Raw genomic sequence first — 15960 nt, forward strand, 5'->3', positions numbered from 1 at the left:
AGTTAAAAACTTTTATACTTTTTTATCTCATAAGAAAGGGGTTGGCAGTTAGATGCCAACCCACTTTTTTATTTTGTCGATTTACGATGTTCAATTCGGTGTGGTAATACAACGATTGGATCACTAGTCTTATCTTTATTCATCAATTTAGTTAGAAGACGCATGGAAACTGCACCAATATCATATAACGGCTGAACAATCGTTGTCAGCTGCGGGCGCACCATTAGTGACAACCGGGTATTGTCTGAGGTAATAACCTCAAAGTCTTCAGGGATATGGAAACCTTTGTCCTCTGCCCCATGAACAACGCCAAGTGCCATTTCATCAGAGCCAACTAAAATGGCCGTAGGCCTGTCTGCTGCTTCCAATAACTTTTCGAAGGCTTCGATTCCAGAATCATACGTGTAGTCACCTTCAACGATTAGTTCTTCATTGTATGGAAGACCTGCATCTTGAAGTGCTCTTTGATAGCCCTTTAATTTTTTCTGAGCATTTTTTGGCTCATGAAGAGGTCCAACCACAAAAGCAATATGTTTATGACCCTTTTCCACAAACTCTTTCACACAATCATAGACTGCTGCTTCATAATCAATATTAACTGAAGGGATTTGATTAGATTCTTCAATAGAACCAGCAAGGACAATCGGTACTGGAGATTTACCGAACTCTTCTACATGGTCAGCAGTAATATTACCACCCATGAAAACAATCCCATCTACCTGTTTTCCAAGCATGGTATTAAGTAAATGAAGTTCTTTGTCTTTATTTTGGTCTGAATTACTTAAAATGATATTGTACTTATACATTGTCGCAATATCCTCAATACCACGGGCCAACTCTGCAAAAAAGATGTTGGAAATGTCAGGAATAATAACTCCAACCGTAGTGGTTTTCTTACTAGCCAATCCTCTTGCCACGGCATTTGGACGGTAGCCTAATCTTTCGATTACTTCTAATACTTTTTTACGGGTTACTGGTTTTACATTTGGGTTTCCATTGACTACACGGGAAACAGTTGCCATTGATACGTTAGCTTCCCTTGCCACATCATAAATTGTGATATTCACCTTTTATACACTCTCCTAGAACGAACATTGTTTTTCTTTATTTTACATCTGTTTGCAAAAAACTAGTCATAATTATTTGCCTGTCTATTTTCACTTTCCTAAGTACCGTCCGGGATTACTTCTTTGTGATATAATAAACAATCTTCATATGTACTTAATGATACGACAACTAGATTAAAGCCGCAATTGAAAAAGTCAATATTTTATTAAAAACGTTCGAAAATATGAAAAAACCTTCCGCAATTCATTGCAGAAGGCCTTCGATTACTGGTTTGCTCGTTTGTGAACTTTAGATATTAACAAAATTTGATGCTAATAATTGATTATAGAATTCATCAAATTGCTTAAGATCCATCTGCTGCTGAGAATCTGAAAGGGCTACGGCTGGATCTGGGTGAACTTCCGCCATAACTCCGTCTGCACCGATCGCAATAGCAGCTTTCGCGCATGGGAGTAATAAATCTCTTCTTCCAGTTGAATGGGTTACGTCCACCATAACTGGTAAATGTGTTTCTTTTTTCAGAATTGGAACAGCAGAAATATCTAATGTATTTCTTGTTGCACGTTCATATGTTCTGATACCACGTTCACAAAGGATGATCTGGCCATTTCCTTGAGCCATAATGTATTCTGCTGCATTAATAAACTCTTCAATTGTAGCAGCAAGACCTCTTTTTAAAAGTATAGGCTTGTTAACCGCACCAGCAGCTTTTAATAACTCAAAGTTCTGCATATTTCTGGCACCAATTTGAATGACATCGATGTAATCACAAGCCATTTCAATATCTGCCGGATTGACGATTTCACTAATGACTGCCATATCATATTCGTCAGCCACACGTTTTAAGATTTTTAACCCCTCTACTCCTAGACCTTGGAAATCATATGGAGAAGTTCTTGGTTTATAGGCACCGCCTCGAAGAAGCTTTAAGCCTTTTTCTTTCATAGCCTTAGCAACAGTGGCTACCTGCTCATAGGACTCAACAGAACAAGGACCAAAAACAAAATGCTGTTTTCCATCCCCGATACTTTCACCCTTCAATGTAACAATCGTATCTTCAGGTTTTTTCTTTCTGGATACAAGTAAGGCCTTTTCATGATCATCCTTCTGTAAGTCAAGCCCCGCTTTAAAAATTTCCTTAAAAAGATGATCAATGGTTGAATCCTCAAATGGTCCATCATTATGTTCTTTAATTACTTCAAGCATTTTTCTTTCGCGGACTGGATCGTAGCGATAAACCCCCTGATTCCCTTTAACTCGTCCAATCTCTTGAACAAGTTGTGCTCTTTCGTTAATTAGTTTCAATAATTCCAAGTTAACTTCATCAACACGATTCCTCAGTTGATCCAATTCAGTATTGCTCATTATTCGCCCCGTCCTTCCTTTTTGCAAATCATTTTCTTTTCGAATGTATAGATGCTATTCTCTTTTAAAGATAATGACTTACAAGCTTAAAGTTTTAAAATTTTATAATATTTGAATAATTAGGCTTATTATAGCTGAAAAATAATCTTTTGTCACTTGTTTTTTCTTTAACAATTAAACGCTTTTAAGCACTAAAGTAAATTAACTTATAATAGAGTAATATATGCCCATTAGTCATTAATGTTTCTTAAAATTTTAAATTTACATAAAGTTTATTTTTCAGTAGCCGCATCTGCAAGGGAACGGTTGGTAATTTTCCAATGAGAGGCATTCCAGCGAGCCTTCCCTTCAGAAAAAAGAATAGCCTGTGGTGATTCATGCTTTACTTCGAATCTTTCGGCAATTTCGTTTGATAACGGACGTGAATCTTGAACGGCTAAGTAATAAGTCGGGATCTCTTGATTGGATCCGGCAAACTTTTCATATTCCTTATATGCAGCGTGGCTGATGGGACAGGTTAAACTATGTTTTAAAAGATAGAATGTACCTTCCGTTTTCATTAATTCATCGAATTGTTGAATCGTATCAATTTTTTCAAGCATTTTCTGTATACCTCCAAAGGATTAAAAATAAATAAATGGTGAAGTAATTTTAACACTTCACCATTTTTATCACAAATATTAGTAACTCTTTTAAAGTTTCACTTTACTTTCTTCTTCGTCAAATGCCTTTTGCGTTTCTTCTAACTTTTTCCTAATATCCGAGCTATCAAGTGATTTTAATTCTGATTTTTTCGCTTCTGAGGATTGATTCGGTCCATGAATTGGTATATAGGCTGCTTCGGAATCGTGACTTCCTACCTCCTGTTGAGGGGTCTTACCTATAACTTTATTAACTAGTTCTGAGGATTGCAGGACAATTCCCTGAGAAATAGATGATGTTTTAGAAACCAATTCATTACTTTTAGCGACTACGTTTTCCTTTAAATTTGCGGTTTTATCCATAAGAGAATCTGCTTGACTGCCAAGTGTGGAACGAAGCTCTCTCCCTGCTTTAGGAGCAAAAAGCAAGGCTGCCGCGGCTCCTACTACTCCTCCAATTAGTGCACCCCATAGGAAGGGGCTTGATGATCCCTCATTACGGATTTGATTCGTTTCTCTTGATTCATAATCTCGACTTGTCATGTTCTTCCTCCTTTGCTTTGTTAGTGTGACCTTACCCTTTGTCTCTCACTTACAGTTACTTCTTGTTTAGACTGCTTCCTTGTTTGCCACTTTTCTTTTAATTCAAGGAGAATATTCCCCCATTGAACAATTTGCGAAATCTTTTCTTTACTATCCTCTACCTGCTGATCAACCGTATGGGTAATATTCTGCAGTGTCCCATTAAATTGGGACACTGTTGCTCCTACATCCTTTACAGCCGCTACTACACTATTTAGATTTTCAGATTTTTGCTGAATATCTTCTGCTAGTGCGTTTGTTTTTTGTAGAAGTAAGGTTGTTTCTGTTGTCACACCGTCCAATTGTTTTTCTAGTCCACTCAATGTGTTTGAAACGCTGGTAAGTGTAACCTGTAGTGATTTAAGCGTCTTTGATAAATAGATAACCAATATAAAAAACGCGATCGCTATCAAGGCCACGCTTAAGTATAAAATAATTTGCATCGTGCACCTCCGACTTAAATCTTATCCATATGTATATCCTATTTTTTTAGATATAAACCTCGCAAATAATCTTATACTACTTCCATAAATTTGTCTTGTTTTCCTGCTATTTGTTCAAAAAATTATCCATAAGTTTACTGTTATTTCAACTTTCTGACGTTGTTCGGGTACAATAGAACTGAAATATCATTTCGTGTTGGAGGCGTTAGTGTGAAGGATCCTCGTATCGAGAAACTTGCTAAAAATTTAATTAATTATTCTGTCCAGCTTCAAAAAGGTGAAAAGGTACTGATTGAAAATTTTGGGCTCCAGCGGGAACTCGTTACCGCACTTGTGAAAGAAGCCTATGCGGCAGGCGGTTATCCGTTTGTCCTACTAAAAGACCATCAAGTGGACCGTTCCCTATTAATGGGAGCACAAGAAGAACAATTTAACATGATGGCTGAATTTGAAGCAAACGTCATGCGCAAGATGGATGCATACATAGGACTGCGCTCAGGTGATAACATTAGTGAACAATCGGATGTCCCGGATGAAAAAATGAAAATACATGGCAATACGATCGGCAAAAAGGTGCATCGCGACATTCGTGTTCCAAAAACAAAATGGGTTGTCCTTAGATACCCTACTTCTTCCATGGCTCAATTAGCTAAAATGAGCACAGAAGCTTTTGAGGACTTTTACTTCAATGTATGTAATCTCGACTATGCGAAGATGGATCAAGCAATGGATAGCTTGGTAGAATTGATGAACCGTACGGATAAAGTTCACATCACGGGTCCCGGAACCGACCTTCGTTTTTCTATCAAAGATATCCCTGCTATCAAATGTGCCGGTAGACTAAATATTCCTGACGGGGAAGTTTACACAGCCCCTGTAAAGGATTCAGTTAACGGTGTTATTACTTATAATACCCCATCACCCTATCAAGGTTTTACGTTTGAAAATGTGGAATTAACGTTTAAAAATGGGAAAATTGTTGAAGCGGTATCCAATGATTCAGACCGCATTAATAAAATCTTTGATACTGATGAAGGGGCACGTTATGTTGGGGAATTTGCCATTGGTGTGAATCCATTTATCCTGACTCCGATGCAGGATATCTTATTTGATGAAAAAATCGCCGGCAGCTTCCATTTTACTCCGGGTCAATGCTATGATGATGCATTCAATGGCAACCATTCCAATATCCATTGGGATATGGTTAATATCCAGCGCGGGGAATATGGCGGCGGAGAAATCTATTTTGATGATGTCTTAATCCGCAAAGATGGCTTGTTTGTTCTTCCAGAATTAGATGTCTTAAACCCTAACAATTTAAAATAAAAATAGGAAAGGATGCCAATAAACGCTGGCATCCTTTTTTTGTTATATAGGATAAAAAAGTATAATTATCGACTTTGAGAATTGTCTAGCTACAGCGCCTAAGGGCTTGGGGTCATAAGCCCCTGGTCAAGGCGCTTCCGCTTTTCTTAAGAAAGTTGTTTTTCATAGGACTCTTGAAACTTCTGAATATCTCCAGCCCCCATGAAAATAATCACGCTATCCTCATACTTGTTTAATACAGAAGTATTTTCTTCTGAAAAAATTTCAGCTCCCTCGATTTTATCCTGTAAGTCTTTAATCGAGAGCTTGCCGTGATTTTCCCTGGCAGACCCAAAAATTTCACAGAGATAGGCTTTATCTGCCTGGCGTAAACTTTCAGCAAAATCCTCCAAAAAGGCTTGGGTGCGTGTAAAGGTATGCGGCTGGAAAACAGCAATAATCTGTTTATCTGGATATTTTTGTTTCGCTGCATCAATCGTTGCCTTAATCTCGGTTGGATGATGAGCATAATCATCAATTAAAATTTGCGAACCTACTCTTTTTTCGGAGAATCTTCTTTTAACACCTTGGAATGATTGCAAGTGTTCCTTTACGATCTCCAAATCAATTTCCTCGTAATGACATAACCCAATTACTGCCAGTGCATTGAGCACACTGTGATCACCGAAGGTAGGAATCGAAAAATTGTCATAAAAAGTATTGCGAATAAATACATCAAAGCTTGTTCCATTAGTTGTCTTTACGATGTTTTTGGCTTGATAATCGTTTTCTTCACCAAAGCCATAGAAAAGAACCGGCACCTTTGCCTGTATTTTTTGTAGCTGCTCATCATCACCATAAGCAAAGATACCCTTTTTAACCTGTACGGCCATTTCTTGAAAGGCAGAAAAAACGTCATCAATATTGGCAAAATAATCCGGATGGTCAAAATCGATGTTTGTCATGATCGCATAGTCAGGGAAGTACGATAAGAAATGTCTTCTGTATTCACATGCTTCAAAGACAAAATACTCTGCCCCTTCCTCGCCCTTGCCTGTTCCATCACCAATTAAATATGATGTTGGTTTTGCCCCAGCGATAACATGAGAAAGCAATCCAGTTGTGGATGTTTTTCCGTGAGCACCTGTTACGGCTATGCTTGTAAAGTTTTGCATAAAATCGCCTAAAAAACGATGGTAGCGTATGATAGGAAGTCCAAGTCTCATCGCCTCTTGTATTTCCTCATGGGAATCGGGAAAAGCATTTCCCGCAATGATGGTCATGCCTGGCTTAATATTCTCCTTTTGAAAAGGGAGAATCCTGATTCCGGATTGTTCAAGAGCCAGTTGTGTAAAAAAGCGCTTTTCGACATCGGAGCCTTGCACCTGAAATTTCATATCATGTAGAACTTGTGCGAGCGCACTCATTCCAGACCCCTTAATACCTACAAAATGGTAAATAGTCATAGAAGAACCTCCAACCAACGTAATACTGTTAAACAGTATATGAAATCTGTCTGTAATTGCTAATCAGTATGTAAGCACACGTTGTTTTATTATTATTAAGAAATCAATTCAATATTATAGCACTGTTTAGTCATAAAAACTATTTGTTACTTTTTGGCATAATCAACGTATTCTTTATTAACTTAACTATCCACATTAATATAGAATACAGAAGATTAACAAATAATACTAGTCTTGCATCGATTCTAAATCAGCTTCCGTGATTAAAACTTCTCGCGGTTTACTTCCATTCGCACTGGTAATATATCCGTTTTGTTCGAGCATATCCATTAATCTAGCAGCCCGGTTATAGCCAATTTTGAAGCGCCGCTGCAGGCTGGATGTAGATGCACCGCCATTATGGACAATAAATTCACAGGCATCATAAAACAATTCATCCTCGTCCTCGACAACCTGTGCCTTTTTTAACAGTTCTTCCTGCTCAAATAAGTAATCTGGCTCTTGCTGTTCTCTTACGTGTGCAACAACAAGATCGATTTCTTCATCCGAAACAAACGTTCCTTGCAGGCGGACAGGTTTTGATGAACCATTCTCTAAGAATAGCATATCTCCACGGCCAAGTAGTCTTTCTGCTCCACCTATATCGATAATCGTCCGAGAATCAACCTGAGAAGAAACAGAAAAAGCGATTCTTGTTGGGATATTTGCCTTAATTAACCCTGTAATTACATCAACCGATGGTCTTTGCGTAGCCACAATCAGATGTATACCGCAAGCCCTTGCTTTTTGAGCAATACGGCAAATAGCCTCCTCAACATCGGCTGGCGACATCATCATTAAATCGGCCAGCTCATCAATAACAATAAGAATAAACGGCAATTTGTCAGAATAACGCTTATGTTGAACGGCTAATTCGTTAAAACGGTTGATATCACGGACGCCAGTATGAGCAAAAAGTTCATAGCGCCGTTCCATTTCATCAACAGCCCATTTTAAGGCCGCCGTTGCTGCCTTCACATCAGTAATAACTGGGCTCACCAGGTGTGGAACCCGGTTATAAGGCGCAAGCTCCACCATTTTCGGGTCAATAAGTAAGAGTTTTAATTCTTCCGGACGGGCTTTATATAACAGACTAATCAAAATCGAGTTAATACATACACTCTTTCCCGACCCTGTTGCCCCCGCAATGAGCCCATGCGGCATTTTTTTCAAATCGGTAACAATTGGCTTACCGGCAATATCAAGTCCAAGTACGGCTGTTAATGGAGAGGCAGACTCTTTAAAAACACTGCTCCCAATAATTTCGTTTATCAGTACTGGTCTTGACTTTTGGTTTGGCACTTCAATTCCAATCGTATGTTTCCCGGGGATTGGTGCCTCAATTCGGATATCCCGGGCTGCAAGACTTAATTTAATATCATCACTTAAATTAGTGATTTTATTTACTTTTACTCCTGGTTCTGGCTGTACTTCAAAGCGGGTAACAGACGGCCCCTGGGTCACATTGACCACACTTGCCCCTACGTTAAAGTTCTTTAGTGTTAGATTCAACAGTTCCTTTTGCCCTTCAATCCATTCTGTATCAAGAACTTCTGTAACAGGAGGACTTAATAAATTGGATTTTGGAAGAACATAAAATCCTTCATTCTGTACTTTCTCAAGGAGTGATGGCATTTCGCTATCTGGGACTTCTTCGACCAAAGTCTTCTCCTTTGGAAGATGCTGCTCTTGTGAAAACTCCTTTTTCCGCTTTCTTTCTTCCCATTTTTGTTTATCTTGCTTAAGCATCATCACATTAAAAGGCAAGCGGGACCGTGCAGCTAGAGGAGTTTCCGTTTCAATATCTGCCTCTACTTCTCCTGGTTGGTCCAGTTGATGGTCCGCTTTCTCAGCGGATTCAATTGTGCCAGTCTGGACATTTTCTTTTAATTCATGTTTAACTGCTTCAGCCTGAACTCTTGCCCCTAATATAAGCTCAAGCGCTTCGGTTTGAACATCTTCTACAAATGCAGAAGGCTCAACAGCTTCGGTTTGAATATCTTCTTTAAATGCTGGTTCAACACCTTTGGGTTGAACCATTTCCTCGAATAAAATCCCCTTAGTTTCTGCTTGAATAGTTTCTTCAAATCTAAATTCAATAGGTACCGCTTGCTCATATTCCTTCTTTTCAGATGAAGCGGACCTTTTCTTTATCATAGGGGTCTGATGAATTTGATTGTGATGAATTTGATTGTGATGACTTTGTTTTCCAATGTCATACGGATCGCTTTCAAGTAGAACTTTGTTTAGACTAGGGCTGATTCCAATGGTTTTGTTCAACTGTTCATCAAGTTCATCATTTAAAAAATCACTTAATTCATGCTCAACGACACTAGTTGTCTTTTGCGGTCTGTTAAATCCGAAAACAGGTGAAGGGATCTCGGTTGGATGAAATGGGCCGCTTGGGCGTGATTTTTGCTCTTTTATGACCGACTTTACCTTTGGAGTTTCAGGTACAATTGTAGTACTTTCTACCAATTTACTTTTTTTCGATAAATCTGCTAGTCGCTTCGAACGGCTTGTTATTTGCCTCTGGTTCGATCTTTTCATTCCTGGAGGGGGACTATCTCCCTTTGGATATTGATAAGCTATTCTGGCATCTAAATCCTTTAAGCTATCATATTGACTGATGGTAAGGTGATTATCTGACTCCCTTTTCAGAAAATAATCAGTAATTTTCCCCTCATCTTCCTCTTCTTTCCTTAACTTTTGAAAAAAGTTTTGGATCCAACTCAAAACTATCACTCTTTCTTGTTCATCTATCATTCTATTTTATCAGTTTTTCCTATTTTATCGACACAAATCTTGAGAATGAGTCGAAATATGTTGGAATTGGATACAATAGGAAAGTTACCATGAAAAAAGACCACTTGAAGTGATCCCTTTCAAGGCCTCATTTATTTTTCCCTAAGATAAAGATTGGCTCTAATTCACCGTTCTCATATAAAAATGATAAGGCCGTAATTGGCACCCTTCCATTCGCAAAAAAGCTCATCGCCATTTGAGCGATTACATCATAGCCCCTGTCATTGCGGATATCCGCAATTATTAATACATCTTGATGCGGTACGGCTAAAACCATGGTTCCTGTGATTTGTTTCTCCATTTCATTAAGGAAACCCTTATTTAAGATCCTGCTGGCATCGTAGCCGTCATTGGTATTAAGAAAATAAAAGACATTTCCGGCCACTTGGTCTTCCTTTATGGGGGTGGATAGGGACCTAACATTAAATAAGGCCATCTCCTTAATATTATTCGCACTCCATCCCTCTTTTTTCATCATGCGTGTATCAATCAAACGATATGTATTCCCCATATCAATCGCATAATAAATTTTTGTTTCTGCGGTATGCTCTTCCGTCAGAAATGGCACGCCTTCTTCAGCTTCTGCTGGAAAGGAAGCAGACCGTATGACAGGAAAGATCTGTTTGAGCTGATCTTTTAGATCGGCAGTGTTCTCCATGGCATGCAAGCCTTCTTGAACATAATAAACAATTTCATCAATGGCCGTTTCTTTCTCAACATGCCATTTGGCGATTACTCCTGGTAAGGCAATGCTGATTCCTTTTCCCGTCGATTTACTTTCGATACGAAGCTGATCTTTTTCTCTGTCATAAGTAATCTGTCGATCATCCGATGCCAAACGCGCCTCTAATTTCTGGCGCATCAGTCTACTGTCCATTTTCATTTTTTTACCTCCGTGGTAAGAAGCTTTCATCTATTTTACAATAAAAAACCCCTACTCCAAAAGAGTAACGGGGTTACTTTAGAGGTGCAAACAATCAAATCTCAAAGAAAAACTCACTGTATTTCAATTATGAAATGATAGTGTGTTTTTTATTGTTATATCAATGATTTGTACAGCTGTTGCTACCTTTACACATTCAAAATCATCTAGTCATTTTAACGATGAAATAATATTTTTGGTGTGATTTTAAATGTGAAATAAATAGAGGATTTTCATGTTGGCGACTGATATTCTTTCTACTCGTATTTGGCCGCCAATACCCCCAATTGATTACCCAAACTGCTGGTTTAAACAGATAACGGTCGTCAATGGCCTCGATTGACTACCCAAACTACTTGTTTAAACAGATGACGGTCGTCAATAGCCTCGATTGACTACCCAAACTACTTGTTTAAACAGATGACGGTCGTCAATAGCATTTATTGACTACCCAAACTACTCGTTTAAACAGATGACGGTCGTCAATAGCCTTTATTGACTACCCAAACTACTTGTTTAAACAGATGACGGTCGTCAATAGCCTCGATTAACTACCCAAACTACCTGTTTAAACAGATTGCGGTCGTCAATAGCCTTGATTGATTACCCAAACTACCTGTTTAAACAGATTGCGGTCGTCAATAGCCTTGATTGATTACCCAAACTACTCGTTTAAACGAATGACGGTCGTCAATAGCCTTGATTAACTACCCATACTGTTCGTTTTACCGGATGACGGTCGTCAATAGCCTTGCCTAGTTTTTTCCTTTTCACACCCCATAGTTAACCGGATACCAAAAGAGAGACAGGGTTTTAATTTTCTATTACTTCAGACCAGAAATAAATGCCTCGATTTCTTCTTGTGTTTTTCGGTCCTTACTGACAAATCGGCCAAGTTCTTTTCCATTCTCGTAGGCAATAAAGCTAGGAATCCCATATACATCTACTTGCTGGCATAGATCAATAAATTGATCGCGGTCTACATGAATAAATGTAAATTCGTTAAACTTCTCTTCAATCTCTGGCAGCACCGGCTCAATAAAACGGCAATCCCCACACCATTGTGCTGAAAACATAAAAATAGTCTTTCCTTGATTACGCAGCTGCTCAAATTGCTCAAGTGATTCTAAATTTTTCAAATTGAACGCCTCCGTTTATTTATTTACCTATACATTAACTTTCCTTCTAAATCATAACAGTATACGCTTTGTAGAGTCCAATCTTATGCACAGTTGTCCTAAAGTCACTTCCGCATGACTTTTTCATTGGAGTAATATGTAAATTGTCCGACTAGTAAGGTGGTTAGATGTGTAAACATATCAACTCGATTCACTAAGCCATTCGTAAAAATGCCAACTGCCCCTTCATGTTTTCTAACATTTTTCTTTTTAGCATAGTCATCCATTACAGGTCCTAATTCCTCACCTGCTCTGAGCCTTGAAGCCACTTCTTCCGGTAAAAGGAATCTAGCTCCTCCGGCTATTAGCGGTTCCCTCCCGTTTGCAGCGAGGGCTCCCCAATTACACAGTAATAATCCGTGACTTGTCTCCTGTACGCCGCCCTCGAGGCCAATCCCAATATCACCATTTCCTTGTTTTAGTGCCCCAAGTGCCCGATTGATGGCGCCTCGAATCGTTTCTTCATCAGAAAACGGCTGGTCGTTCACTCCAGATGGGATATCTAAAGAAATAAATTCATTTTCTTCTTTGGAAAAGCTATTTTGGACAGCTGTAATCTTGGCTGGATTCTTTGATCCGATAACAATTCTCATGTTGAGTCTGCTACTAAAAACATAAACAAATATAATCATTTATTTATGCTAGATTATTTCCTGCTTCTTTGAACCCGATCTCGCTACTTGCCCGCTACTATCGTCTGTTCGGCTCTCCACAGGCGTTCATTCGGATGTAGCCCACCCTATTTATTTACATTACCGTTAAGTGAAAATGGTATAGTTCATGGCATATTTCAGATTTAAACTCGCATTAAAATCTCTTTCTATCTCGATTCCACATTGATCACATAAGAAGGTTCTCTCAGGTAAGGATAAACGTACTTTCTTGTGGCCACAGCATGAACAAAGTTTAGAAGATGGGAAGAATCGACCTACGATTCGCAATTCAATCCTTCTTGCTTGCATTTTTGTTCCAAGCATGTGCGGAAATAATAGAAATTTTGTTTTCTAACGCTATTGGAAAGATGTTTGTTTTTTAACATGCCTTTGATGTTCAAATCTTCAATCGTAATAAAAGAGGGTTTGGCTTTCACCACTCGGGTTACGACATCCCGGACATATTCTTTTCGAATATGAGTTAATCTAGCATGTAGTTTTTGAATGATCTTTACTTGTTTTTGGATGTTTTTGTAGCAGGTTTCACCACCTTTCTTTTTATATTCATACTTCCGACTAAGCTTTCGCTGCTGACGTTTTAAGCTTTTTTCTAGCTTCTTAATTCTAGGTGAATGGTTTATATTCCCATAAACATCCGTATTACTGCAAACTGCAAAATTCATTATTCCAACATCGATTCCTAATCCATCAGGTTGTTGACTGTTTTTTCTTTAGGTGGCACTTCACATAAAACCGAAACATAATATCGGCCTGTTTTTTGCGAAACGGTTCCGCTTCTAACTTGGCGTTTGTTGGAATATATCCGAATTCCTTCAACTTGATCCATCCTAAGGTAGGAATCTTAACCCGATGGCGTTCGACTGTCCAATCTGTTTTATTGTTCTTTGGAAAATAAGCTTTCACATCTTGATCTTTCTTCTTTTTGAATCGAGGAAATTTTGCTTTCCCTCAAAAAATTTCTAAATGCTCTATCGCCATTCATAATCGCTTGCTTTACTGCTTTACTAGACACTTTCTTAATCCAAGGGTCGTTTTCTTTGGTATAGACATTATTAAGCCATTTAGAAAAATCAAATCCACTTATAAATTTCTTTTCTTTTTCGTAAAGATCTTGATTTCTTTTCAGATATAAGTTGTAAACATAGCGGCAAACCCCTATCGTTTGGTTCACTTTCTCTGCTTGATTGGAAGTCAATTCAATTTCGGTTTTATAGGCCCTTTTCATAACTCATTATCTTCTTTCAATTTCTTTTTGTATCTTCTTAAACCATAAATACGACAAGAAAAAACATGAATAATTGAAATTAAATCCTGAACGAGTTCTTCTTGTGGAGAGAGGGTTTCGCGTACAAATCGATCTTTATGAGAGATAAGAACAGTTTTGATTTCTCTCTTTTGAGCCAATTCTAGTAATTCATTCCAGTTCTTTCGTTTATAATTTAGTTCACTTCCAATATCTTTCAGGATATCATCCACAATCCATCCTTTGACATTGGCAAAATTCCTCAAAAACTCAATGTGATTTTCTAAATCTTTTTTTGATTTTGGTTGGATACTCTCGCATAAATGACCGTCTTACCTACTTTATCTTCCTTTGGAATCCCCCTGTATTCACGATACTGCGTTTCTGTATAGTACCTTCTTCCTTTAGGGTTTCGATAAGCAATCAATTTACCTTCGTTATCCCATCGCTGGAGGGTTATGACGCTTACGCCCAACATGGACGCAAATTCTTTTGGTTTACATATTTTTTTCATATTATAATTTTATTACTTTTGAAGACATTTGCATGTGTTTTTAGCGTCACAGTTAAATACCTCCTCTTTCCACATTGAAGAGGAGGCACGATGTATGCCTCCTATTTATTAGCTATTTGATTTGATGGTATCTACTGTAGTTTGGTCGCATGCTCTAACGAGTTTCACCAATAATTCTTTGGCAGCCGCATAATCATCAATATGGATGATGGAAGCATGTGTATGAATATAACGAGAACAAATGCCAACTACTGCACTTGGAACACCCTCATTTGATAAATGGACACGGCCTGCGTCTGTCCCACCTTGTGACACAAAATACTGATAAGGAATTTGATGAGTTTCCGCCGTATCAAGCACAAATTCCCGCAAGCCCCGATGGGTAACCATAGAACGGTCAAGAATACGAAGCAATGTTCCCTTCCCAAGCTGGCCAAATTCTTGTTTATCCCCTGTCATATCATTGGCAGGGCTCGCATCAAGGGCAAAAAAGATGTCAGGCTTAATCATATTCCCCGCCGTTTGAGCTCCGCGTAAACCTACTTCTTCTTGAACGGTTGCTCCAGAATAAAGAATATTTGGTAATGACACGTCTTTAAGTTCTTGAAGCAATTCAATTGCCAATCCACAGCCATAGCGATTATCCCAAGCCTTAGCTAAAATTTTCTTTTCATTGGCCATTGGCGTAAATGGGCAAATCGGCAGGATGGCCTGACCCGGTTTAATACCAATCCGCTCTGCATCGGCTCGATTATCAGCCCCAATATCAATTAACATATTCTTTATTTCCATCGGTTTGTTTTTCTTTGATTCATCTAATAAATGCGGCGGAATGGAACCTATCACACCTATTACCGGCCCATTTTTGGTTATAACTTGAACACGCTGAGCTAAAAGTACTTGACTCCACCAGCCTCCAAGTGTCTGAAAGCGAATCATTCCATTTTCCGTAATGGCTGTAACCATGAACCCTACTTCATCCATATGCCCTGCTACCATTACGGTTGGCCCTTGTTGATTCCCTTTTTTTACACCAAAAATACTGCCCAATTTATCTTGAACTATTTCATCTGAGTATAATGCGAGCTGTTCTCTCATGAAATTTCTGACTAAGTGCTCATTCCCAGGTGCGCCAGGCAGCTCTGTTAATGTTTGAAAAAGCTTTAGTGTTTGTTCGTTCATGATATAACTCCTTTATGTATTTACTTTCATCCTGTTAACTTAGCCCTTCCAATAAGATACGGATTAAGGCTTTTCAATTATATTTTACTGAATCATCTTCACGGTTACCAATAATTCATTTCGTGTAGTAATATTATCCTCTTAACTTTAAATAAGGTATACTGAAAAGAGAATATTTTTGCAATCTTTTCCTATTTTGGAGGTGGATAAATGAACTGGAAGTCTTTCTTCTTAGGTGCGGCAGTCGGAATAGTTGGTGGATATGTAACCAAGGAAATCCTCACTCAAAAAACAAATGTTTCACCAGAAAGAGTGTTAGGGGCGGTAAAAAAACATCTTCAACCAAAAGGTTCGATTCTAGGCTCATGGATTCATATGGAAGCAGAGCCTTACGATAAAAACCAAATGACGTATATTGTTTATAAAGGCGGTATATCCCAAAATACGGACGGGAACATCCAGCAATATGAGTTTATTGCCGATGCACAAACCGGTACACTTCTAGATCTAATACCCTTTTCAACATAAATCAT

At 38.5% G+C, this 15960-nt stretch carries 13 protein-coding genes and 2 pseudogenes; 2 read left to right on the top strand and 13 right to left on the bottom strand.

Features of this window, described 5'->3' with window-relative positions; genetic code table 11:
• Positions 1-68 precede the first annotated feature (68 nt).
• The 5 genes from ccpA to M3226_RS06940 all read right to left on the bottom strand — a co-directional run bounded on the left by ccpA (position 69) and on the right by M3226_RS06940 (position 4099).
• Positions 69-1067 (bottom strand): catabolite control protein A, encoded by a 999-nt coding sequence (gene ccpA / locus M3226_RS06920; protein WP_251563828.1) that lies wholly within the window; start codon positions 1065-1067, stop codon positions 69-71.
• 289 nt (positions 1068-1356) lie between these two features.
• Positions 1357-2433, bottom strand: a complete 1077-nt coding sequence (locus tag M3226_RS06925) for a bifunctional 3-deoxy-7-phosphoheptulonate synthase/chorismate mutase (RefSeq protein WP_251563830.1) — start codon at positions 2431-2433, stop codon at positions 1357-1359.
• Between the two features lie 272 nt (positions 2434-2705).
• Positions 2706-3035, bottom strand: coding sequence for a bacillithiol system redox-active protein YtxJ (gene ytxJ, locus M3226_RS06930; RefSeq protein ID WP_251563832.1), 330 nt, complete (start codon positions 3033-3035; stop codon positions 2706-2708).
• Between the two features lie 90 nt (positions 3036-3125).
• A complete protein-coding gene (locus M3226_RS06935; protein WP_251563834.1) occupies positions 3126-3617 on the bottom strand; it encodes a YtxH domain-containing protein in 492 nt (163 codons plus the stop codon).
• A 20-nt stretch (positions 3618-3637) separates the two neighbouring features.
• A complete protein-coding gene (locus tag M3226_RS06940) occupies positions 3638-4099 on the bottom strand; it encodes a DUF948 domain-containing protein (protein ID WP_251563836.1) in 462 nt (153 codons plus the stop codon).
• 210 nt (positions 4100-4309) lie between these two features.
• Here M3226_RS06940 and M3226_RS06945 point away from each other — a divergent pair, with 210 nt between their 5' ends.
• Entirely contained in the window at positions 4310-5425 is a 1116-nt protein-coding gene (locus M3226_RS06945) for an aminopeptidase (RefSeq protein ID WP_251563838.1), read from the top strand.
• Positions 5426-5571: 146 nt separating this feature from the next.
• On the opposite strand, the gene murC is transcribed toward M3226_RS06945, so the two are convergent.
• The 8 genes and pseudogenes from murC to M3226_RS06985 all read right to left on the bottom strand — a co-directional run bounded on the left by murC (position 5572) and on the right by M3226_RS06985 (position 15427).
• Positions 5572-6870 carry a UDP-N-acetylmuramate--L-alanine ligase gene (gene murC / locus M3226_RS06950; protein ID WP_251563841.1) on the bottom strand — a complete coding sequence of 433 codons (1299 nt, stop codon included), beginning with the start codon at positions 6868-6870 and terminating at the stop codon, positions 5572-5574.
• A gap of 228 nt (positions 6871-7098) precedes the next feature.
• Positions 7099-9066, bottom strand: a complete 1968-nt coding sequence (locus M3226_RS06955) for a DNA translocase FtsK (RefSeq protein WP_445165000.1) — start codon at positions 9064-9066, stop codon at positions 7099-7101.
• Positions 9067-9802: 736 nt separating this feature from the next.
• The gene (locus M3226_RS06960) at positions 9803-10591 is read right to left on the bottom strand and encodes a DUF1444 domain-containing protein (protein ID WP_251563970.1); all 789 of its coding nucleotides are present in this window, start codon (positions 10589-10591) and stop codon (positions 9803-9805) included.
• An 869-nt stretch (positions 10592-11460) separates the two neighbouring features.
• A complete protein-coding gene (locus M3226_RS06965; RefSeq protein WP_251563845.1) occupies positions 11461-11775 on the bottom strand; it encodes a thioredoxin family protein in 315 nt (104 codons plus the stop codon).
• 104 nt (positions 11776-11879) lie between these two features.
• Entirely contained in the window at positions 11880-12407 is a 528-nt protein-coding gene (locus tag M3226_RS06970; RefSeq protein WP_251563847.1) for a DUF84 family protein, read from the bottom strand.
• Between the two features lie 165 nt (positions 12408-12572).
• Positions 12573-13713, bottom strand: a pseudogene (locus M3226_RS06975) (RNA-guided endonuclease InsQ/TnpB family protein).
• Positions 13710-14245 (bottom strand): annotated as a pseudogene (locus tag M3226_RS06980) (IS607 family transposase). The pseudogenes M3226_RS06975 and M3226_RS06980 overlap by 4 nt, the downstream one beginning before the upstream one ends.
• Positions 14246-14353: 108 nt before the next feature.
• Entirely contained in the window at positions 14354-15427 is a 1074-nt protein-coding gene (locus M3226_RS06985; protein ID WP_251563849.1) for a M42 family metallopeptidase, read from the bottom strand.
• Between the two features lie 210 nt (positions 15428-15637).
• On the opposite strand from M3226_RS06985, the gene M3226_RS06990 reads away from it, so the two are divergent.
• Positions 15638-15955: a hypothetical protein gene (locus tag M3226_RS06990; protein WP_251563850.1), complete on the top strand. Its 318-nt coding sequence runs from the start codon at positions 15638-15640 to the stop codon at positions 15953-15955.
• The last annotated feature ends 5 nt before the right edge of the window (positions 15956-15960 follow it).

The organism is Neobacillus cucumis (assembly GCF_023715505.1).